Annotated in this window: 17 protein-coding genes; 13 read left to right on the top strand and 4 right to left on the bottom strand. The window is 60.2% G+C overall.

The features are described 5' to 3' along the window. Positions 1 to 122 precede the first annotated feature (122 nt). The 8 genes from FHK95_RS06800 (at position 123) to FHK95_RS06835 (ending at position 10,630) form a co-directional block, all read left to right on the top strand. Positions 123 to 2,303 carry a TonB-dependent receptor plug domain-containing protein gene (locus FHK95_RS06800; protein ID WP_150303836.1) on the top strand — a complete coding sequence of 727 codons (2,181 nt, stop codon included), beginning with the start codon at positions 123 to 125 and terminating at the stop codon, positions 2,301 to 2,303. A gap of 93 nt (positions 2,304 to 2,396) precedes the next feature. Next, positions 2,397 to 3,278 (top strand): hypothetical protein, encoded by an 882-nt coding sequence (locus FHK95_RS06805; protein WP_150303837.1) that lies wholly within the window; start codon positions 2,397 to 2,399, stop codon positions 3,276 to 3,278. Further along, entirely contained in the window at positions 3,275 to 4,813 is a 1,539-nt protein-coding gene (locus FHK95_RS06810) for an ATP-binding protein (RefSeq protein ID WP_150303838.1), read from the top strand. The genes FHK95_RS06805 and FHK95_RS06810 overlap by 4 nt, the downstream gene beginning before the upstream one ends. A 102-nt stretch (positions 4,814 to 4,915) precedes the next feature. Continuing rightward, positions 4,916 to 6,484 carry a class I adenylate-forming enzyme family protein gene (locus tag FHK95_RS06815; protein ID WP_150303839.1) on the top strand — a complete coding sequence of 523 codons (1,569 nt, stop codon included), beginning with the start codon at positions 4,916 to 4,918 and terminating at the stop codon, positions 6,482 to 6,484. A 205-nt stretch (positions 6,485 to 6,689) separates the two neighbouring features. Then, positions 6,690 to 7,205, top strand: a complete 516-nt coding sequence (gene fabA / locus FHK95_RS06820) for a 3-hydroxyacyl-[acyl-carrier-protein] dehydratase FabA (protein ID WP_150303840.1) — start codon at positions 6,690 to 6,692, stop codon at positions 7,203 to 7,205. 11 nt (positions 7,206 to 7,216) lie between these two features. Beyond that, the gene (gene fabB / locus FHK95_RS06825) at positions 7,217 to 8,434 is read left to right on the top strand and encodes a beta-ketoacyl-ACP synthase I (protein WP_150303841.1); all 1,218 of its coding nucleotides are present in this window, start codon (positions 7,217 to 7,219) and stop codon (positions 8,432 to 8,434) included. Positions 8,435 to 8,640: 206 nt separating this feature from the next. Continuing rightward, positions 8,641 to 10,035, top strand: coding sequence for an L-seryl-tRNA(Sec) selenium transferase (gene selA, locus FHK95_RS06830; protein ID WP_150303842.1), 1,395 nt, complete (start codon positions 8,641 to 8,643; stop codon positions 10,033 to 10,035). A gap of 106 nt (positions 10,036 to 10,141) precedes the next feature. Continuing rightward, positions 10,142 to 10,630 (top strand): hypothetical protein, encoded by a 489-nt coding sequence (locus tag FHK95_RS06835; protein WP_150303843.1) that lies wholly within the window; start codon positions 10,142 to 10,144, stop codon positions 10,628 to 10,630. 17 nt (positions 10,631 to 10,647) lie between these two features. Here FHK95_RS06835 and FHK95_RS06840 read toward each other — a convergent pair whose 3' ends face one another. Continuing rightward, entirely contained in the window at positions 10,648 to 11,844 is a 1,197-nt protein-coding gene (locus tag FHK95_RS06840) for a multidrug effflux MFS transporter (RefSeq protein ID WP_150303844.1), read from the bottom strand. 160 nt (positions 11,845 to 12,004) lie between these two features. On the opposite strand from FHK95_RS06840, the gene FHK95_RS06850 reads away from it, so the two are divergent. Next, a complete protein-coding gene (locus tag FHK95_RS06850) occupies positions 12,005 to 13,756 on the top strand; it encodes an ABC transporter transmembrane domain-containing protein (RefSeq protein ID WP_150303845.1) in 1,752 nt (583 codons plus the stop codon). Positions 13,757 to 13,815: 59 nt separating this feature from the next. On the opposite strand, the gene FHK95_RS06855 is transcribed toward FHK95_RS06850, so the two are convergent. From FHK95_RS06855 to FHK95_RS06865, 3 genes are all read right to left on the bottom strand, one after another. Continuing rightward, positions 13,816 to 14,865: an alpha/beta hydrolase family esterase gene (locus FHK95_RS06855; protein ID WP_150303846.1), complete on the bottom strand. Its 1,050-nt coding sequence runs from the start codon at positions 14,863 to 14,865 to the stop codon at positions 13,816 to 13,818. A gap of 405 nt (positions 14,866 to 15,270) precedes the next feature. Continuing rightward, positions 15,271 to 16,296, bottom strand: coding sequence for an alpha/beta hydrolase family esterase (locus FHK95_RS06860; protein ID WP_150303847.1), 1,026 nt, complete (start codon positions 16,294 to 16,296; stop codon positions 15,271 to 15,273). A 203-nt stretch (positions 16,297 to 16,499) separates the two neighbouring features. Beyond that, positions 16,500 to 17,678, bottom strand: a complete 1,179-nt coding sequence (locus FHK95_RS06865; RefSeq protein WP_150303848.1) for a MalY/PatB family protein — start codon at positions 17,676 to 17,678, stop codon at positions 16,500 to 16,502. A 325-nt stretch (positions 17,679 to 18,003) separates the two neighbouring features. Between FHK95_RS06865 and FHK95_RS06870 the strand changes: the two genes are divergently transcribed. From FHK95_RS06870 to FHK95_RS06885, 4 genes are all read left to right on the top strand, one after another. Next, positions 18,004 to 19,464, top strand: coding sequence for an NAD-dependent succinate-semialdehyde dehydrogenase (locus tag FHK95_RS06870; RefSeq protein WP_150303849.1), 1,461 nt, complete (start codon positions 18,004 to 18,006; stop codon positions 19,462 to 19,464). Positions 19,465 to 19,468: 4 nt separating this feature from the next. After that, positions 19,469 to 20,605 (top strand): isocitrate/isopropylmalate dehydrogenase family protein, encoded by a 1,137-nt coding sequence (locus tag FHK95_RS06875; protein ID WP_150303850.1) that lies wholly within the window; start codon positions 19,469 to 19,471, stop codon positions 20,603 to 20,605. Positions 20,606 to 20,688: 83 nt separating this feature from the next. After that, on the top strand, positions 20,689 to 21,942 hold the full coding sequence (locus FHK95_RS06880; protein ID WP_150303851.1) for an aspartate aminotransferase family protein: 1,254 nt from the start codon (positions 20,689 to 20,691) through the stop codon (positions 21,940 to 21,942). Continuing rightward, positions 21,939 to 22,883, top strand: a complete 945-nt coding sequence (locus FHK95_RS06885; protein ID WP_150303852.1) for a D-2-hydroxyacid dehydrogenase — start codon at positions 21,939 to 21,941, stop codon at positions 22,881 to 22,883. The genes FHK95_RS06880 and FHK95_RS06885 overlap by 4 nt, the downstream gene beginning before the upstream one ends. Positions 22,884 to 22,927 lie beyond the last annotated feature (44 nt).

Consider the following 22,927-nt stretch of genomic DNA (forward strand, 5'->3'; position numbering starts at 1 on the left):
GATCCCTTGTTCAAATGACAAACGGCATTATAAGTTCAGCGCACGATAACAGCGATGCGGAACTGGAAAAACCTGTGACCGCCGTTATGATGGCGCCGCGAAATCAACCTCCAGGATGAGACATGTTCGAAACGCGAAGTCTGGTCATTCTATTGACCATAGCTACGACCTGTGCAGTACAAGCCAGGGAAAACGGCCCGATCAGTAACGCCGATCTGCCTACCGTGCTCAGCGCCACGCGCCTCAGACAAGCGCCGGCGGACGTACCTGGCAGCATGACGGTAATCGATCGCGAGCTGATCCGCGCCAGCGGAGCACGGGATATTCCCGAACTGCTCAGGCTGGTGCCGGGCATGATGGTCGGCTATCACTCAGGCAACGAGGCCAACGTCAATTACCATGGCACCAATGTAAGCGAAGCCCGTCGCATGCAGGTGCTGGTAGATGGCCGCTCGATATACCGCTCTGGATTGGCCACCATCGACTGGTCCAGCCTGTCGCTGGCGATGGAAGACATCGAGCGTATCGAGGTGTTTCGCGGTCCTAACACAGCGGCCTATGGCGCAAATGCCCTGCTGGGCGTGGTCAATATCATTTCCCGTGATCCCTCCGGAAGCCAGGGCACCCGGCTGAAAGTCACCAGCGGCACCCGTGGAGTGCTCGATAGTTACGGCAGTCACGGTTTCGCAGCGGGCAACACCCATATGCGACTGAGCGTGCTCGGCAGGCGCCATAACGGCTTTGATCATGACGAAGACGGCAAAGCGATTCGCGACGGCCAGCGCACCGATGCATTGTCACTCGCCGGCACCAGTCAACTGGATCCGAACCAGACGCTGAACTGGCAGCTGGGTGTGGCCGACAGCTCCGACCAGGCTGGCTACGATTACGAAGCCATGGCTCCAGGCAATCCGGGCTACCCCGGCGCAGCCGGATCAGCCTTTGAGCGCCAGATCAGCACACACGGGCCATCGTCCGATACCGAGGATCGTACCTGGGTGGCCTCTGCTCGCTGGACCAATGACTTCTCCGCGACCCACAGCCTCCAGTTGAGTGGCTCCCTCCAGCATATGGAGCAGTTACAACAGTGGCGTGCCTGTGACTCCCCCGTGGTCTTCTCACCGGATCTGAAAGCTATCTATGAGGTTGATCCACAATTGGCGCGCCATCTGAACAAGTATTTCCGCGGCAAGCTGGATACGGTCGATGACCTGCGGAGGCTATTTCCGGGAGACAAGGCCGTGCTTTTCCCCTTGGCCGAGCGCGTTATCGCCCAGCATGACGCCGCCCTCGACGCCGGTCCGAGCTGTTGGGATATCAACCAAACGATGCGGGAAACGCGTTACGAGGTGGAGCTGCAGGACACCTTGCAGCTCACCGATAAACTGCGCACCGTGTTCGGCTCCAACCTGCGGTATGACCGGGTTCGCTCGGAAACCTTCTTCGGCGGCGTGGAGGACAACAGAACGCTGCAGCTGTTTGCCAACCTAGAATACAAACCGCACGCCCAATGGCTCCTGCATGCCGCCGGCATGGCAGAAGACAGCGAGCTGACCGGCTTTTCATTTTCTCCGCGCCTGGCGGTGCATTACTTTGTAAGGCCCAGCCACAGTCTGCGCGCTGTCTATTCCGAAGCGGTCCGCTCTCCGGACATGTATGAGAACAACGCCTCCTGGACCTACCGCCCGGCCAATCTGAGCGGTCCGCCAACACTCAGCAACACCTACTACGCACACGCGCGTGGCCCGGGAGATCTCGAACAGGAAAAGATGCGTTCCGGTGAGCTGGGCTATAACGGCCGATTCCACGGCATAGGGCTCTCCGTCGACATTCGTGCGTTTCACGAGGAAGTGCACGACATGATGAGCGAGCCGCTGCAGCTGAAAAATTTCGTACCCACCAATGAAGGCTTCGTGCGGTTCACCGGTGTCGAAGGCCAGTTTGACTGGCAGGCCACGCGACGAGATCGTCTGCGCCTGACCTACGCGTATATCGATCTGGTTGCCAGGCACAAATTGGACCGGCGCCTGACACCGCGCAACAGCGGATCAGCCGCATGGCTGCGGCAATGGCCAGCGGGGATTCACAGCAGTCTGATCTATTACGGTGCTGATATGCTCAACGAGCGGCGATTCGAGCGGGTCGATTCGCGCCTGTCCAAACGCCTGGAGCTGACCCGCAACAGCAGTCTGGACGTGGCGCTGACCTGGCAATACAGGCTGGATGACGAAGGCTTGACCTGGTCTGATAACAGGTTTGACAGTCGCAGCCATTATTATCTCAGCGCGCAGCTGAGTTTCTGAGCGCGATGCCGGTATGATTGCGCTCCAGGTCACACTTATAGATCATTGACAAGGATGTTTGATGACTATTACCACCCCTCTGGAACGCTACCGGTGAGCCGCCTGAGATGGTTGCTGCCTGCCTGCTTTGCGCTGCTGGCACACCCTGTCTGGGCAGCCAACCTGACAGTCCTGGCGGCCGAACCCACAGAACTGGCTGATGAATTTACTGCCGCGTTGCAACAGCTTCGGCCAGACGACCAGATCGTTTTCCGTACGCTTGGCGAACGTCTTTCGGATCGAACTCCGGACGCGGTTGTGACCCTGGGATGGCGAGCTTTCCAATGGCAACAGCAACATCTTGCCAGAACGCCCACGGTGGCCGCTTATCTGGGTCTCGAGCAGATCCAGCACTATCAACCCGATTCACCTGCGGACTCACTCCACATCCTGCTCGTCAGTCCGAAACCGTCGCGGCAGGTGGCCCTTGCTCGCCTGTTGATGCCGCGCATGATGACACTCGGCCTGTTATACGACGATTCCAGCCGCTTGCAATTACCCGCCTGGCAACAGTCTGCGGACGCTGCAGGCCTCGGGCTATCGGCGCAAAACATCGACGACCAGGACGACCTGATCCGCAGCCTGACTGAGGTGCTTTCTCGCAGCGACGTGCTCATGGCGCTCGACGACAAGACTATCTTCCACGCCGACAACCTCAGAAGCCTGTTGCTAACCAGCTACGCAAGGGACAAGGTGATGATCGGCCCAAGCGCGCCCTATATTGCAGCCGGCAGCCTGAGCACGACATTCAGCTCACCTGGCGATACGGCACACAGCGTTAGCAAAATACTGACTGAAGGAATTCCTGCCGGTATGAGCTACCCCAGACATTTCTCGGTAATCAGCAACCCACACCTCGCTCGGTCGCTTGGCTTCCCGACGCCGGACGATACCGCACTGGCGCAGGCGCTGATGCACATGGAGACCGCGCGGTGAAGCACTGGAAACGAGGCAGCTTTCATAATCGCCTGATTCTGATGACCTTGGCGCCCGCCGTCATACTGGGGATCACCCTGTTCCTCTACTTCGTCAATGCCCGGCTGGATGATGTCCAGCGCCAACAACATGAAACGGGGGAGCTGATCGCTACGCAGCTGGCGTCCACCGCAGAATTCGGGGTCATGACCGGACATCTGGCCACGCTTGAAAGCCTCATAACAGGTGCCTTGCAGATTCGCGATGTGGTCGCAATCAACGTATATGACCGTGCGGGGCAACTGCTTATCCGCCTGCCCCGGGACGCCAGCGACATGGTATCTGAGCCGAACAATCTGGTATTCAGCGCCGATATCCTGCGCCAACGCATCACGCTGGCCCATGAACTCTATATGCTCGACCTTCCAACAAACCCTGACACTCAGCATGATTTTCTGGGTCGAGTGGAGGTCGTCCTCAACCATCAGGCACTGAGCGGCCGGCGACAGGACATCCTATGGGGCGCCGCCTTCGTCGGCATGGCGATGCTGGCCACGTTGCTCCTGGCGGTGCGGCTGGCCCGTGGCCTGGCGATACCTTTGGCAAACATGAGCGAAGCGGTCCTGGCACTGAAGCGGAACAAGCTGGAAACACGCCTTGTCAGCGAAAGCGACGATGAAATCGGGCGCCTGAGCGCGCATATCAACGCGCTCGCAGACAGGCTTCAGCGAACCCGTGAACAGCAAGAACTAGCCATGCAGCAGTTGATCGCCGCGCGGGAAGAGGCCGAGCGTGCCAACCGCGCGAAATCAGACTTTCTGGCGATGATGAGTCATGAGCTGCGCACCCCGATGAATGGCGTCATGGGTATGCTCCAGCTACTCGAAACCACTGAGCTCAATGCCGAGCAGGCCGAGTACATACATATTGCCGGAGAATCGACTGACCATCTGCTCCACGTGATCAATGACATTCTGGATCTATCACGGATCGAAAGTGGCACCGTCGAGTTCGAATGTATCCCGTTTAACCTGCGCGAGCAGCTCGCCAGCGTTATAGCCCCCTTCGACTTTGCTGCCACGCAAAAGGGTTTGCAATTGGTCACCGACCTTGATGGTCCTCCCGAACTCAGCGAGGTGTCGGGCGATCCGACCCGGCTGCGCCAGATCCTGCTTAATCTGATCGGCAATGCACTGAAGTTTACCCAGCAAGGCGACATTCAGGTCCATGCCCGGTGGCATAAGCAGGGCACAGAGGTCCTGTTGCATTGTGAAGTGCGCGACAGCGGCATTGGCATTGCACCGGAGCGCCTGGAAAACATGTTCGACGCATTCCAGCAAGCGGACAGCAGCACCTCGCGGCGGTTCGGCGGGACCGGACTGGGGCTTTCCATCGCCCGAACATTCGCCCGAAGCATGGGTGGCGATCTCATCGCCACCAGTGAGCCCAATGTAGGCTCCTGTTTTACGCTGCGCCTGCCGTTCGCCCATACCATCACCGACGGCAGAAAGTCACCGCTGCCGCTGCGCAGCAGCCTGCGCCATTTACCGGACTGATCGAGCATCATTCTGCCCGGACGCCAGAAGGCGCGGTGATGGAAACTTGTCCGGCAAATGGCGAAACTAGGGCATCTACCATCAAACAGGGCCAGACAACTGATGAGTGCCAATGCTGCTTCGCCAATTACCCTCGACTCTCCTTTCACCACACTGCCGGCACTGATCGCCCAGCACGGGCGCGACCGGGCGGATCATCCGGCACTGATCCAGGATAATCGCCGGGTTACCTATGGTGAGCTGGACCAGTTGGCCGACCGGGTGGCGGCATCTCTCCAGCGTGACGGCCTGCAGCCCGGCGACAGCATCGCGATCTGCGCGAGCAATTCAATCAACTACGCCATCCTGTTCGTCGGCGCGCTGCGCGCCGGCGTGGTGGTCGCCCCGTTGGCGCCCTCTTCGACGCCGGAAAGCCTGCTGGTCATGCTCAAGGATTCGGCGGCGAAATTATTCTTCGTAGATCAACACAGCGACCGGGAGCTGGCTGATCTCAAGGAGCGCATAACGGCGCCGCTGTTTACGCTGGATGACAGCCGTCCCGCGCAGGGCTTCTCTCAATGGCTGGGCGATGGCACCCCGGAACCGGTTGAGCTGACACCGGATATGCCCTTCAACATCATCTATTCCTCCGGCACCACCGGCGAGCCCAAGGGCATTGTCCAATCCCACGGCATGCGCTGGTCGCACATCCAGCGCGGCCTGGCGTTCGGTTATGGACCGGAGTGCGTCACGTTGATGTCGACGCCGCTGTATTCCAACACCACGCTGGTCTCCTTCCTGCCGACGCTGGGTCTGGGCGGCTCACTGGTACTGATGAGCAAGTTCGACGCGAAAAAGTATCTCGAACTGGCTGCCAAACACCACGCCACGCACAGCATGCTGGTTCCGGTGCAATACCAGCGCATCATGGACCGTGACGATTTCGATCAGTACGACCTGTCCAGCTTCAGGATGAAGTTCAGCACCAGCGCACCCTTCCACGCTGAACTCAAGGCAGACATCCTGCGGCGTTGGCCCGGCGGCCTGCTCGAGTTCTACGGCATGACCGAAGGCGGTGGCTCCTGCATGCTTGCCGCCCACGCCCACCCCGACAAGCTGGCAACGGTTGGCCAACCGCTCAGTGGCCACGACATTCGCGTCATCGACGAAGAAGGTAACGAGCTGCCGCGCGGCGAGATCGGCGAGGTGGTGGGACACTCGCCAGCCATGATGACCGCCTACCTGAACAAACCGGAGAAAACCGCCGAAGCTGAATGGTACGACAGCACTGGCAAACGCTTCATCCGCACCGGCGATGTCGGCCGTTTCGACGAGGATGGTTTCCTGACGTTGATGGATCGACGCAAGGATATGATCATCAGTGGCGGCTTCAACATTTACCCGAGCGATCTGGAGGCCGAGCTGCGCCAGCACCCGGATCTGCAGGAAGTTACCGTGATCGGCGTGCAGTCGCGCAGCTGGGGGGAAACGCCGGTGGGTTATGCGGTACTCAAACCGGGCGCAACAACTGACGCCGAAACGATATTGCAGTGGTTCAATGCGCGGGTAGGCAAGACCCAGCGGCTCAATCGGCTGATATTGACGGACGAGCTGCCGCGCAGCGCTATCGGTAAAGTACTCAAGCGCGAACTGCGGGATAATTTCCAGGCGACCTATGGCGAATTGGACTGATCAGCAGCCTCCCCGGCCCGCCGACGGCAAGAAATTTTGTCCTTGGCGGGCCTTGCGGGTATCCTCTAGCGCCTCTGGTCTGACATGGTGTGACTTTCGCCCCTGGTCAGCAGTCTGAGCTTACGCTGGCGGAGTCATCACACAATTATTACCGCCAAGCCGAATCATTAGCGCCCCAACCTTCTGGGGATGAGCAGGAGCTTCTATGTCTAGACAAAACGCGTACAGCCGGGAAGAGCTGCTACAGTGCAGCCGCGGTGAATTATTCGGCCCCGGAAACGCGCAATTGCCCGCCCCGAACATGTTGATGATCGACCGGATCGTCCACATCAGCGAGACCGGCGGCCGCTTTGGCAAAGGTGAAATTGTTGCCGAATTGGATATCCATCCTGATCTGTGGTTTTTTGCCTGCCACTTCGAAGGCGATCCGGTCATGCCCGGATGTCTGGGGCTGGATGCGATGTGGCAATTGGTAGGGTTCCACCTTGGCTGGTTGGGCTTTGAGGGACGCGGTCGTGCTCTCGGCTCCGGCGAGGTGAAGTTCTTCGGTCAGGTCCTGCCGACCGCAAAGAAGGTTACCTATACTATTCATATCAAACGCACCATCAACCGGTCCCTGACCCTCGGCATTGCCGATGGCACCATGGCCGTTGACGGTCGCGAGATCTATACCGCCGAAGGTCTGCGGGTGGGTCTTTTCACTTCTACTGACAGTTTCTGAGGATCATCACTATGCGACGCGTCGTGATTACCGGTATGGGTATCGTGTCCTGCCTCGGCCAGGATGTTGAATCCGTGGCTACCAGCCTCAAAGAGGGCAAGCCAGGCATCACCTTCAACCCAGAATACGCTGAAATGGGGCTACGCAGCCATGTCTCCGGCAGCGTTAAGATCGATCTTGATGCGGCCATCGATCGCAAGATCAAGCGCTTCATGGGCGATGCCGCGGCATTTGCCTATCTGTCGATGCAACAGGCTATTGCCGACTCAGGTCTGACCGATGATCAGGTCAGCAATGTCCGCACCGGTCTGGTTGCCGGTAGCGGCGGTGCCTCGACCCTGAACCAGATGGAGTCGGTCGACATCCTGCGCACAAAAGGCGTGAAGAAGATCGGGCCGTATCGTGTGCCGCGCACCATGAGCAGCACGGTGTCTGCTTGTCTGGCCACCCCGTTCAAGATCAAGGGCGTCAACTACTCGATCTCCTCTGCCTGCGCCACCAGCGCGCATTGTATCGGTCATGCTGCCGAGCTGATCCAGCTCGGCAAGCAGGACGTGGTGTTTGCCGGCGGCGGCGAAGAAGAGCACTGGTCACAGTCCATGTTGTTCGATGCCATGGGTGCACTCTCGACTCAATACAACGAGACGCCCGAGAAAGCCTCGCGCGCCTACGACAACAAGCGTGACGGTTTCGTCATCGCTGGCGGCGGCGGCATGGTCGTGGTCGAGGAGCTAGAACACGCTCTGGCCCGTGGCGCGACAATCTATGCGGAGGTGGTCGGCTATGGCGCGACCTCTGACGGCTACGACATGGTCGCACCCAGCGGCGAAGGCGCTATTCGCTGCATGCAGCAAGCGATGGCCACCGTTGATGGCACCATCGAGTATCTCAATACTCACGGCACCTCCACCCCAGTGGGCGATGTGGCTGAACTCAAGGCCATCCGTGAAGTATTCGGCGACAAGGCACCCAAGATCAGCTCGACCAAGAGTCTGTCGGGTCACTCTCTGGGCGCCGCCGGTGTACAGGAAGCCATCTATTGCATGTTGATGCTGCGCGACAACTTCCTTGCCGCTTCAGCCAACATCGAAGAGCTGGACGAGAACGCTGGCGATCTGCCGATTCTGCGCGAGCGTCTGGACCAGGCAGTGGACCTGGTCATGTCGAATAGCTTCGGCTTCGGCGGCACCAATGCGACGCTTATCCTCAAGCGCTGGGCCAACGCCTGACTATGCCTGCAGGCTGATCTTGCCTGCACCGTCAGCGTGACCGACTAGCGCCGTCGTCCTTCGGGATGACGGCGTTTTTGTATGCCCTTTCTGGGGTTGTAGCGCGCCTGCGCTCCGACAGCACCAATCGAACCGCCATGCTATGGTCAGGTCACATACAAAAGCGTCACAGCCGCTCCTACCATCGGTCGTTAACCTGGGGTCCCATGAATCAGCAAGCAGATATCCGCCGCCTGTTACCCTCAGTCGATCAGATCCTCGCCTGGCCACTTATTCAGCAGCTGCAGCAGGACCATGGCCAGCCACTGGTAAAACAGGCAGTGACCGCAGAGCTCGATCTGCTCAGACAACACAACTCCCCCTGCGAACCCGACCTGCTTGCTGCGGCAATCGAGTCGCACCTGGTGCGCGTACTCAGTCCATCCCTGCGCAAGGTGTTCAACCTGACCGGCACCGTTCTGCATACCAACCTGGGGCGCGCGCCCTTGCCGGAAGAAGCCATCAAGGCGATGTGCGAGGTTGCGCGCGGCGCCAGCAATCTGGAGTTTGATCTGGAGACCGGCAAACGTGGCGACCGTGACAGTCATGTCGAGGCCTGGCTGTGCCGTCTGACCGGCGCTGAAGCTGCTACGGTGGTGAACAACAATGCTGCAGCCGTACTCTTGATGCTCAATACCCTGGCGCGTAGCAAGGAGGTGATCGTTTCCCGGGGCGAGTTGGTGGAGATCGGCGGCGCCTTTCGCGTGCCGGACATCATGCAGCGCGCCCAGTGCAAGCTGCGAGAAGTAGGCACCACCAACCGTACCCACCTGAGGGATTATAACGAGGCCGTCGAAGCCAGAACCGCACTGATGATGACGGTGCACACCAGCAACTATGTGATACAGGGCTTTACCGCCAGCGTCCCCGAGGCTCAGCTGGCGCAAGCCGCGCACGAGCATGGCGTGCCCTATGTCGTGGATCTGGGCAGCGGCAGTCTGGTGGATCTGCGTCGCTGGGGACTGCCTTATGAGCCGACGCCGATGGACAGTCTGGCCAACGGCGCGGATCTGGTGTCATTCAGCGGCGACAAGCTGCTTGGCGGCCCCCAAGCCGGAATAATTGTCGGCAAGCGCGTCTTGATCGAGCGTCTGAAAAAGAATGCCCTGAAGCGGGCGCTGCGCTGCGACAAGGTTACCCTCGCCGCCCTCGAAGCCGTGCTCCGCCTTTATGCCAACCCCGAGCAGCTCGCCCACCGCCTGCCAAGCCTGCGCTGGCTAAGCCGGTCGCAACCATCGATCGCGCAACAGGCTGAGCGACTGATCCCCGCCATCCAGCTCTGGGCTGGCACACGCTATGAAGTGACCTCGGAACCGGTCATGGGCCAGATTGGTAGTGGCGCCCTGCCCGTCGAGCAGTTACCCAGCCAGGCATTGGTACTGACCCCCATCGCCAGCAAACGCGACGCCAATCGCAGCCTGCAATCGGCCCAGAAATCGCTGAGAAATCTGCCCATACCTGTCATCGGGCGGATCAATGACGGTCGTCTGATTCTCGATTTGCGCTGTCTCGATGAGGACTCGGAACTGCTTGCACAGCTGAAGCAGTACCCGCTTGGCTAAGTCTGCAGCAGGTCTACCGGCCAGCCGTCACAAAGCCTGCGCTGGCCATTGACCTTTGCCGGCTCAGGAGGTCCTATGAGGTATAACCTCCCCGGGAGATCCGCTCATGAACTTTCCTCGTGCCGCCAGGCTACTGTGCCTGCCAGCCCTTATCACCGGACTCCTGCTGGGCAGCCCGGCCAGCGCCGACGGCGGATATTATCGAGCCGCTCCATCCCAGGCCGATAGCGTCCGCGACAGGCATTATCGCGCGCCCAGCCACTACCGCTCCGCACCCTCCGTCCAGGTGCAATCCAGCGGTTATCGACTGTACTTCAGCTCCGGCGAATCGCGCCCGGGACTCAGCCCGAGCTATGGAAATGATAAGTTCGACCGTAACCGGCACCAACGGTCCGAGCGGCAGCACCGCTACTATGACGGCTCCCAACAATACCGCCGTCAACGTCCGCAACAGTACAATCCCCATGCACAGCCGGGTAATCCACGTGCCGGTGAGAACCGGCTAGGCACCGGCAACACCCAGATGCGCCGGCCACCGCAGATGCACGATTCCGGTCCGCTTCAGCGGCACCAGCCAGAGCGGCGTTATCGCTAATCGTTGATCAGCTGCATTCAGATGGCCAGTGCCGCCTGTTTTTTCCGCGCAGCCGTGCGCTGAGCCAGCTGCGCCATAACCAGCGCACCGATACCGCAGGCTGCCATGACCGCCGTCATGGGCACGGCTGTACCGTCGTGCAATAGGCCAACCAACGCTGAGGTGATACCGGCGATGACAAATTGCATGGTGCCCATCAATGCCGACGCCACCCCGGCCTGATGCCCCTGCCCGGCCATGGCTTCGGCGGATGAGTTGGGCAGCACCAGGGCAATCACTGCCACACTGCCAAACAACGGCAGCAGGAATGGCCACAGGGTATCGGGTTGATAGATCGCGACGCCTAGCAACATCAGATTGCTTACGGCGAAGAACAGGGTAGTAACACGCAGCAGCTTCATCGGTGGGCGCCGACGCAACAACCAGCTATTGACCTGCGCAAACAGGATAAAACCTGAGGCATTGATGGCGAAGAACCAGCCAAAATGTGCGGCGGGAATGCCGTACAGCTCGATGATCAGGAAGGGTGAGCCGGCGATGTAGGCAAACATGCCCGCCATTGCAATGCCGCCGGTAAGCGCATGAAACATGAACAGCGGCTCACTGAACAGTCGGCGATAGCGACCCAGGGCGCTGGAGAGGGCCGGCGGCGTGGCGCTGGGTGCAAGCGTCTCTTTTAGTCCGAAAAACACTGCAAAGGAAAATACTGCCGAGAATAATGTCAAGAACAGGAAGATCCAGGTCCAGTTACCCAGCTCCAGCAGCAAACCGCCAGCCAGGGGGGCCAGGATCGGCGCAACGCCCATTATCAGCATCAACTGGGAAAATGCCTTGGCGGCCTCAATCGGCTCACACAAGTCACGCACCACCGCCCGGTTCACCACGATTCCGGCGCAACCGCCCAGCGCCTGCGCAAAACGCGCGGCAATCAGCCATTCGATGGTAGGCGCCAGGGCACAGGCCAGCGACGCCACACAGAACAGCCCAATGCCAAACAATAACGGCTTGCGGCGACCAAACCGGTCAGCGACGGGGCCATAAAACAGCTGGCCGAGGGCCAAGCCGACGAAATAGGCCGAAAGGCTCAGTTGAATATGTTCACTGTCGGTGGCCAAGGCAACGGCCATTGCCGGAAACGCTGGCAGATACAGATCAATGGCGAGCGGACCAAAGGCACTCAGTCCACCCAGAATGAGCAGAATTTTAAACGGCATAGACTATTCCGGAGGCAGATCCCGGCATAGACCAGCCGGAACCAAAGCGCACATGATGACAGAAAGAATAGACGCATGCCTGCAACAGACCTTTGCACTCATGCACCGGAACGGGGTCAATCCGATGTAGCATAGCGCTCTCACCTTAGCCGGAGCACCCATGTCCAGGTCTAACTCCCTAGCCTTCGCCTTGCGCTTTGTTTCCCCCTACCGGGGGCGAGTCGCAGGCGCCCTGCTTGCACTGGTGTTCACTGCCGGGATCACCCTGTCGCTCGGCCAGGGACTCCGTCTCATGGTTGACCAGGGCTTTGTTACCGGCTCACCTGAGCTGCTCAATCAGAGTGTGGGGCTGTTCCTCATCATGGTGGTGGCGCTGGCGATTGGCACCTATGCCCGCTTCTACCTGGTGTCATGGATTGGCGAGCGGGTCGTGGCAGATATCCGCAAGCAGGTGTTTGATCATGTCATTGATCTGCATCCCGGCTTTTTCGAAACCAACCGGGGGTTGGAGATTCAGTCGCGTCTCACCGCCGACACCACCGTCCTGCAATCGGTAATCGGCTCAAGCCTGTCCATCGCGCTGCGTAACGGGCTGATGCTGATCGGCGGGATCGTTCTGCTGGTCATCACCAACCCGAAACTCACCAGCATTGTCATGCTGGCGGTGCCACTGATCGTCGCGCCAATCATATTCTTCGGTCGACGCGTACGCAGATTGTCGCGCCTGAGCCAGGACCGCGTTGCGGACGTGGGCAGCTATGTCGGCGAAGTGCTCGGCCAGATCAAGACGGTCCAGGCCTACAACCATCAGACGCAGGACCGAGCGCGTTTCAGTACCGTCGTCGAGCAGGCCTTTGAAGTCTCCCGCAGCCGCATCCGTCAGCGGGCCTGGCTGACCTCTGTCGTCATTGTGCTGGTGCTCGGTGCAATCGGCATGATGGTCTGGGTCGGCGGAATGGACGTGCTCGCCGGCAGGATCAGCCTCGGCGAGCTGGCCGCCTTCCTGTTTTACAGTCTGATCGTGGGGCTCGCTGCAGGCGCGCTGAGCGAGGTCATCGGTGAACTCCAACGCGCGGCGGGCGCTGGTGCACGCATTCTCGAGCTGCTACGGACAGAGCAGGAAATTGCACCACCGGCGACAGGCCTGGCGCAATTGCCGGACAAACTGGTCGAGGGCATCGCCTTTGAAGAGGTGAGATTCGCCTACCCCACTCGTCCGGACGCAACAGTGATCCAGGAATTGTCACTGCACATACGCATCGGCGAAACCCTGGCCCTGGTCGGTCCTTCCGGCGCTGGCAAGTCCACACTGTTTGATCTGCTGCTACGCTTCTTCGATGTTTCCGGCGGACGCATCACGATCGAGGGTCTCGATATTCGCCGACTCGACCCGGCACAGCTGCGCGCCTGCTTCGCCCTGGTGTCGCAGAACCCGGCGCTGTTCTACGGCAGCGTCGGCGACAACATTCGATACGGCCGGCCGGAAGCGAGCTCAGCAGCCATCGAGGCCGCTGCCCGCGCCGCGCACGCCGACGAGTTCATCGCAGACATGCCCAACGGCTATGACACGCAACTCGGGGATGCCGGATTAGGCCTGTCAGGTGGGCAAAAGCAGCGCCTTGCCATCGCCCGCGCACTGTTGACCGACGCGCCCATCCTACTGCTCGACGAAGCAACCAGCGCGCTGGATGCGCGCAGTGAGTACCTGATTCAACAGGCAATGCCCCGATTGACCCAGGGCCGCACCACCATCGTCATCGCTCACCGCCTGGCCACAGTAAAGAACGCAGATCGCATTGCGGTCATCGATAAAGGGAGGCTGGTAGCGGTTGGCACGCATGAGGAACTGGTAGCCTGTAATGGCTTGTATGCGCGGTTGGCCGAATTGCAGTTTGGCGCCGCGACCGTTTGACAGGGTTTAGATCAGAACGCGGGCCATGAGCGGCCCGCGTTCCAGGTGGTCAACTGAAATCAGTCAAGCGACTGGAAGAACACGGCGCTCTCACCGGCCGCGAATCCAGGCCATTCGTGGTTTCTCGAGCTAGGCTGCTCGGCCAGACTGTATTCACACCAGCGCACCGGATACCCGACATCACAGTTGGTGTATTCCACACAGCCATTTTTCAGCTGCCGGGTCTCCTCCCCGCACATATTCGCGTCCAGCCAGTACTGCCGCTGGGCCAGACCGTTTTCAAAGGGAATCAGTTTGTCTTCGGGATCATGGGCTGCCCAGGCGGCTGCGCGTCCGACACATTCTGCCGCGCTCTTCTGCGGGGGAGCGGAAGCCACTGCAGAGAATGCCCGCACGACGTCGCCCCGTTCACAGGCCAGGCGCGAGGCGAACAAACCGCCCATACTCATGCCGATGGTAAATACCCGGTTTTCATCCACGCAGGCTTCCCCGCGCAGCTCTTCATACATCGCATCGAAGAAGGCCAGATCTCGCTCACCAACCGTTTCCCAGCTATTACGCTCGGGATACTCCGCAGCGGTGGGCACCGGCATACCCCGCGGATGGACCACAATGGCCGCGTCACCCATGGTTTCGACTACGCCATTGGTAGCCTTGTAGTTCTTGGTCTTGTCCTTCTGTTCGTCTCCGCGTCCGTGAAAGCTGAATACCATCGGGTAGGCTTTGGCCGGGTCATAACCTGTAGGAAGATCAAGGATATAGCGACGGTTGTCGCCGCCCACTGCAATGGTCCGCTCACCTGCTTTCGGTGCCGGACCGCCGCAGCCGATAGAGGGCGCGGCGGGTGTTGGTCCCGCGATGGGTGGAGGCGGCGGTTCGGCTATCGGATCGTCAACCGGCGGTGGGTCTACCGGATCTATCGGGTCGGCCGGAGCGGGATCTTCGGCAGCAGGTGTGTCGGCGTCGGGATCGATACCGGTATCCTCGGCACCCGGTCCCGTCGGAGTTACTTCAGGCTGGGCTTCATAATCGTCATCATCACCCCCACTGCTACAACCGGTCACCAGAATCGCCAGCGCCACACAGTACATCAGTTTGGTTTTTGTCATCGTTTCCCCCTTATCATCCGGAAAAGTCCGGTGGTCAGCGGCAGGCGTGGAAGCAGACTGCACGAACGGAAACACGACGTTTTACTCAAACATTTCCCAATACGACTTACTCTCACGCTCAGGCCACAAGCGTCAGCCGAATCTGATGCTGACCTCGCTGTAAAGTGCAGACCAGACCGTTCGGGTTGTGATGAACTCATCAACTTCGAGGCCCTGATATAGCTCCAGCGGACCTGGTCCAGTCTTTGTTGCAGCCGGAGAGAAGACGGATGCGAAGACATGGACAGGCTTCGAATCAGCAAAGGTTGTAACGGTGGGGGGTGTATCGATGAGACTGGTGTCAACTACAGGAATCGAGACTGACGGAAGCGAGGCCTGCACTGGCTCGCTTCCCTGATCATCAACTCATTCCAGCGTCAGAAAGAAGTCGCCCGCTTCTTGGGGGGCGAAACTCGGCCATTCATGATGGTTGGAATAGGGCTTGTCTGCCTGGCTGTACTGACACCAGCGCACCGGATAACCGGCGTCGCAGTTGGTGTATTCCACACAGCCGTTACTGAGCGGGCGGGTTTCTTCCCCGCAGACGTTGGCATCCAACCAGTAATCCCGCAGCGCCAGCCCTTCGGTTGTGTAGTCGATCAGCTGATCCTGAGGATCATGTGCCGTCCAGGCGGCGGCGCGCCCCACGCATTCGCTGTTGCTCTTGAGCGGCGGCCCCGCAGCTGCTGAAGCAAATGCTCGTACCACATCGCCGCGCTCGCAAGCCAGTCTCGCCGCAAAGAAGCCACCCATGCTCATGCCAGTAGTGAACATGCGGTTCTCATCAACACAGGCTTCGGTGGTCAATTCGGTGTGCATGGCATCAAAGAAGTCGATATCGCGATCGCCGGCGCGCTCCCAGCTAGCGCGCTCCGGTTCAACCGGTGCAGTCGGGTCAGGCAGCCCCTGGGGATGCACCATTATCACGGCGTCACCCAGAGTCTCCTTCAGCTCGTTGCTACCGCGAAACTCGACTGCCGTGCGTCCACGGCCATGGAAGCTGAAAAGCAGCGGATAGGCTGTGTTTGCGTCGTAGCCCGTCGGAAGATCAAGGAGATATTGCCGGTCAGTGCCGGCCAGGGTGATGGTACGGGTGCCCGATTTCGGCGCCGGCCCACCGCAGCCGAGAGACGGCGCTGGGCGCGATACCGCGCCGCCGGGTGGCGGGTTGCTGACCGGCGGTTCCTCGGCTGGTGGGTCCGTTGCAGGTGGCTCATCGATGGGCGGTGGGTCTGTTGCGGGGGGTTCGTCTATCGGCGGCGGTTCGGTTGCTGGTGGCTCTTCTACCGGCGTATCCGGAGGGGCATCCGATCCCCCTCCACCTCCCCCGCCACAGCCCGTCGTCATCAGTGCCAACGCCATCCAGCACACCAGGTTGGTCTTCGTCATCATGTGTCCTTTTCCCCGTGTCCAGCCGGATACGTATCCGGCGGGCAGCAGCTGGCGTGGAGCAGATTGCACGCTAGGAAACACGACGTTTTACCAAACATTTTCCTGAAACGACTGACTATCACACTATCGCTGCAAGCGTAGCGCTATGACGGCACACAGCTCGAAAAGTGCCGCCCGGCCGGCGGCAGTTTGCGAACCGTTCGTCACTTCGAGGTCATTGTTTCAACAGCCAGGCGAAGCTGTTCCATGGCCTGCTGCAGGTTGGCGCGACGGGTGCCGATGTTCAGCCGCATAAAACCGCTGCCGCCTTCACCGAAACTGGTCCCGGGATTGAGCCCAAGGCCGGCCTGCTGGATGAAAAAGGCCTTGAGCCCGGCATCGCTCAAGCCCAGCTCGCGGCAATCGAGCCATAGCAGGTAGGTGCCCTCCGGTTCGATCAGGGTGATACGCGGTATATGCTGGTGCAGGTAGTCACTGACGAAACGGGCATTTTCCTGCAGGTAAATCAGCAGGGCATCAAGCCAGGGACCACCGGCCCGATAGGCTGCTTCGAATGCCGTCAGGCTGAACGGATTGGCCTGCTCCATATGCAGGGTTTCGAATACCTGTTTCAAAGCATCCCGGTGTTCTGAATGCGGAACCACCAAGGCCGATAAACCAAGCCCCGGGATATTGAACGTCTTGCTCGGCGCCACCGCAGTGACGATCCGATCGCCTTCCTCGGCCAGGTCAGCCAGCATCAGATGCCGCTTGCCCGGCAGCACCAGATCGCAGTGGATATCATCGGATAACAGGATCAACCCATGGCGTCGGGTAATCTCCAGCAAAGCGCGCAATTCACCCTCATCCCAGACACGGCCCACCGGATTGTGCGGCGAACACAGCATCAGCATGCGCGCGCCCTCGGCAGCACAGCGGTCGAGATGCTCCAGATCCATGCGATAGCGGCCATTATCAAGACGCAGCGGATTATTGATCAGACGGCGCCCGGTCTTTTGCACCGAACTGAAGAAGGGCGGATACACCGGCGACTGCACAATGACGCCCTCACCCGGCTGGACGAAGGCCATGATTGCAGCGTGGATCGAGGGTACGACGCCAGGCGCCATGAGTATCCAGTCGCGCTCGATGCGCCAACCGTGGCGGGAGGCGAACCAATCGATCATTGCCTGATACAGACTTTCGGGGAACAGACTGTAGCCATACACCGGATGGCGTGCCCGCTCGATCAATGCCTGAGTGACCGCTGCGGGGGCAGCAAAATCCATATCGGCCACCCACAGAGGCATTACTTCCTCGCCGCCGAAAACCACCCGCCGCGCATCATATTTCACCGACTGGGTGCCTTCGCGGTGGATGTTCTGGTCGAAATCAAAGCTCATATCCAGCGTTCCTTTTTTCCGTTGTACAGAAGGCGCGGCGCACAACAGCCCGACGGAACAACCGCAACGCCTGATTCACCCGTTGGGTATAGCCTGCCATCAGTATGGAGTCCACCGCTAGCGCGGGCGCATTCGGGGGACCTGCAACCTGAAGCACAGCGCGCGCGCCGCGAATATGCGTGGAGGGAGACGTCCGTTCCAGACGCCCCGCCGCTTCGCTTGAGGCCCCATGAGCGTGGTTCTTTAGCAGGGGTTGCATCCCCCCATTAACCTGCCTACGCTGGGATGAGGCGTCCAATGGCGCATCTATTAAACAGGAGGCTTGATGTCACTTTCCCGCTTGAGTTCACAACGCTTGTTTCGTCAGCAATGCTATATAGGTGGGAACTGGGTAGATGCCCAGGATAAGGCCCGTATCACCGTGGATAATCCCGCCACCGGCGAGGATATCGGCAACATTCCATCGCTAAGCGCAGCGGAAATCGAGTCCACCATCGGCAAGGCGCAGACGGCTTTCGATTCGTGGAAGCGCACCACCGCACAGGAGCGGGCCAATCTGTTGATGCGCTGGTATCAGTTGATGCTTGATCATCAGGAGGATATCGCCGTCCTGATGACCATGGAACAGGGCAAGCCGCTGGTCGAATCCCGTGGTGAGGTCGCCTACGCCGCGTCCTTCGTGCGCTGGTTCGCCGAAGAAGCGCCCCGCATGTATGGCGAAACTATCCCCGGCGCCAAACCCGGCCAGCACATTATTGTCACGCGCCAGCCAGTGGGCGTCACGGCGGCCATCACGCCCTGGAACTTCCCGGCGGCCATGATCACCCGCAAGGCCGGCGCAGCCCTCGCCGCCGGTTGCAGCATGATTGTCAAACCCTCGGAGGCCACCCCCTATACCGCGCTGGCACTCGCTGAACTGGCCCATGAAGCCGGCATTCCGCCTGGAGTATTCAACGTCGTCACCGGCGATTCAAAGATGATCGGCAAGGTGCTGACCAGCAGCCCGATCGTCCGCAAGCTCAGCTTTACCGGGTCGACCGGCGTCGGCAGCCAGCTGATGGCCCAGTGTGCCGAACATATTCAGAAGGTCTCACTCGAGCTGGGCGGCAACGCCCCCTTCATCGTATTCGACGATGCGGATCTGGATCGTGCAGTCGAAGGCGCGATGATCTGTAAATTCCGCAACACCGGTCAGACCTGCGTCTGTGCCAACCGCTTCCTGGTCCAGCGCAGCGTGCATGAGAAATTCGCCTCGTTGCTGGCCAAGGCAATGGGCAACCTGAAGCTCGGCAACGGCCTGGACGAGGGCGTAACCCAGGCGCCGCTGATCAATCGCGCGGCAGCGGAAAAGGTCCAGCAGCATTACCAGGACGCGATCGACAAGGGCGCCACGCACCTCTACGGCCCCGCTCCGGATAGCGAAAAAGGCAGTTTCGTACATCCGGTGCTGATCTCCGATGTGTCGACCGAGATGCAGGTGTGCCACGAAGAGACCTTCGGGCCGCTCGCAGCGATCATGACCTTCGACACCGAAGAAGAGGCCATCCAGATCGCCAATGACACCCCCTACGGCCTGGCCGCCTACTTCTACAGCCGTGATATTCACCGCTGCTGGCGCGTAGCCGATGCGCTGGAGGCTGGCATGGTCGGCGTCAATGAAGGCGCCATATCCAATCCCATGGCACCCTTTGGCGGGGTCAAGGCATCGGGTCTGGGCCGCGAAGGGTCACGTCATGGCCTCGAAGAATATACCGAGCTGAAATATATCTGCATGGGCACGGAGTAATCCTATGACCGAGCAATCCGATATCCGCATCGCGTTGATGCCCGGGGATGGTATCGGTCCGGAGGTGATGAAAGCCGCCGAATCGGTGCTGGAGGTATTGCGTGAAAGCTTCTCGCTGCCGCTGAACTGGGATCGCCTCGACTGGCCAAGTACCGCCTGGCACAAGGAATACGGCGAAATGATGCCGGCCAATGCGCTGCGCCGGGTATGCATCTATGACGCGCTGTTGATGGGCGCGCTGGGCGACCCCGGCCCGGTGAGCGATCCGGAGCGCTACAAATTGTCCGACAGCATCTCTCTCGCCCCGTTGTTGACCTTCCGTAAGGGACTGGATCTGTGGGCCTGTGAGCGACCCGCACGGTTGTTACCCGGAGCTCCACGCTATCTGGCCGACCCACGTGCTGCAGACGTCGACATGCTGGTCATCCGTGAAAACAGCGAAGGCGAATACGTGAACCAGGGTGGCCGGATGAACAAGGGCACCGCGTTTGAGGTGGCCACTCAGCTGGAAGTATTCACCCATCGCGGTACCGAGCGGTTGATCCGGCATGCGTTTCATCGGGCCGAACAACGCATGGCCCAGCGCAACGGCGCCCAAACCTTCTACTGCGCCGAAAAAGGCAGCGCACCGGCGCAGGTCTGCCTGATCACCAAGCGCAACGCGCAACCTACCTGGGGCGAGCTGTATACCGAGGTGTTTGCCGAGGTAGCCAAGGAATTTCCGCATATAGGGGTAACCCATCAGTTGGTGGATGCGGCCTGTATGAAATTTGTACAGAATCCCTGGGAGTTTGATGTGGTAGTCGCGAGCAACCTGCACGGGGATATTCTCACCGATCTGGCTGCCGTGCTGTCGGGCGGTCTGGGTCTCGCGCCGTCTTGCAATATCAATCCGGACAGCCGGGAGCTACCGGCGTTGTTTGAACCCACTCATGGCAGTGCGCCTGACATAGCGGGCCAGGACAAGGCCAATCCGGCGGCCATGCTGTTGACCACCGCCATGATGCTCGAATGGTTGGGCTTTACGGAGCCTGCGGAGCTGCTGCGTAACGCCGTTGCGCAGGACTTGCAGGCCGTCGGCGATCAACCCCGAAGTTGCCAGACAATTACCGCTGGCGTGATCGATCGCCTCAATGGCTGAGCACTTGAACTAATCGCGGCGGTGCCACCGTCGCTATCGCTTCACCGGGACCCAGGCCCCGTCCACCCGACAGGAGTCTCTATATGAGTCACTTATCACCCTTGTTGAAGCAATCCAGCCGAGTCTGCGCTGACCATGGCCAAGGCAGTTGGCTATATGACACCGATGGCAAAGCCTATCTCGACTTCACCTCCGGGATCGGCGTCACCAGTACCGGACATTGCCATCCGACAGTGGTTGCCGCTGCACAGGAGCAGGTCGGCAAGATGATCCACGCCCAGTACACCACGGTCACCCATCGCCCGATGCTGGAGCTGACCGACCGACTGGTTGAGAAGATGCCCGACGGCATCGACTCGATTGCCCTGAGCAACTCCGGCTCCGAAGCTGTCGAGACGGCCCTGCGCCTGGCGCGGCACGCCACCCACCGCGCGAACATTATCGTCTTCAATGGCGGCTTTCATGGTCGGACCATGGGCGCCGCCTCGCTGACCACCTCCGGCACCAAAGTGCGCACCGGCTTTCATCCCATGATGGCTGGCGTGGTGGTAGCGCCCTACCCCCACAGCTGGCGCTATGGCTGGAGCGAAGAACAGACCACCGAGTTCTGCCTGCGCGAGCTGGACCATATCTTCAAGACGCAGACCGCCCCCAGCGATACTGCCGCCATACTGATCGAGCCGGTGCAAGGTGAGTACGGCTACTACCCGGCCAATACTGCCTTCATGCAGGGACTGGCTGAACGCTGCAAGAAACACGGCATCCTGCTGATTTGCGACGAGATCCAGGCCGGTTATGGCCGCACTGGCAAGTTCTGGAGTCATCAGCATTTCGACGTAAAGCCGGATATTCTGATCACTGCCAAGGGTCTGGCCAGCGGCTTCCCGCTGTCGGCGATTGCAGCCTCGGCGGAGCTGATGGCCAAGGGTGCACCCGGCTCGCAGGGCGGCACCTACGGCGCCAACGCGGTGTCCTGCGCCGCGGCGCTGGCCACTCTCAAGGTGATCGAACAGGAGAACCTGATCGAAAACGCCGCCGCACGCGGAACCGAACTCTGGGATCAGCTGCACGCCCTTCAGAGCGATTATCCGCTCATCTCCACCATCCGCGGAAAGGGCCTGATGTTGGGCATGGAAATTGGCCGAGGTCCGCATGAACCGATGCCGGAAATCGCCCTGCGTCTGACCGAGGCGGCAGAAGCGCAGGGATTGTTGCTACTGCGCTGCGGCATCGACGGCCAGATCGTGCGCTGGCTGCCGCCACTGGTGGTCACCGCTGAAGAGATCACTGATGCGGTCGACCGGTTTGCCAAGGCCCTGGCCGAGGTCCAGCCATGACCGAGGTACTGGTGCTGGTCGCCCCGGGCGACGACACCCTGCCCGGGCTTGAAACCCTGCCGGAGGAGGTCCGGGTGCGCACGGTCAGCGAAGAGTCCGAGCTGCGAGAAGCCCTGACGGAGACCGATGTGCTGCTAGTAACCGACTTTCGCACCGGTCTGCTTGAGCGCTGCTGGCCCGCGGAACACCGCATCAAGTGGGTGCACACGGCCAGCGCGGGGGTGGATGCCCTGATGTTTCCCGCCCTGGTGGCGAGTGAGGTTCAGGTATCCAACGCCCGCGGCGTGTTTGATCGCGGCATTGCCGAGTATGTGCTGGGCGCTGTGCTCATGTTCGCCAAGGACACCCTGGGCAACCTGTCACTACAGCGCCAGCACCGTTGGCAACACCGTGATACCGAGATGATTACCGGTACGCAGGCGCTGGTTATCGGTGCCGGCTCCATCGGCGGCGAGGTCGCTACACTGCTGTCAGCGGTGGGCCTGACCGTAACGGGCACCGCGCGCAGCAGCCGTGACGATCCACGCTTCGATTCGGTGGTCAGCAACGATCAGCTGCACGCGTTACTGCCGCAGGCTGATTACGTGATCATCACGGCGCCACTGACCGAGGATACCCAAGGTCTGTTCGACCGCCGCGCCTTTCAGGCAATGAAGCCCGGCGCGCGCGTGATCAACGTCGGGCGCGGCGCCATCGTGAACACTGATGATCTGGTCGCCGCCTTGCGCGCAGGCGAGATTGCAGGTGCGGCACTGGACGTGTTCGAGCAGGAGCCATTACCCCAGGAGCACCCTTTGTGGGACATGCCCAACGTGATGATATCGGCGCATATGGCCGGCGATTTCATCGGTTGGCAACAAGCACTCGGCGAGCAGTTTGTCGCCAACTTCAACCGCTGGCAAAAAGGAGAGGCCCTTTTCAACCAGGTGAAAAAGGGCTGATACGGACACGCAGTGCGCAATCCGTTGCGCCACTGCGCGCATCC

This window comes from Pseudomonas saliphila, assembly GCF_008638345.1.
GTDB lineage: Bacteria > Pseudomonadota > Gammaproteobacteria > Pseudomonadales > Pseudomonadaceae > Halopseudomonas > Halopseudomonas saliphila.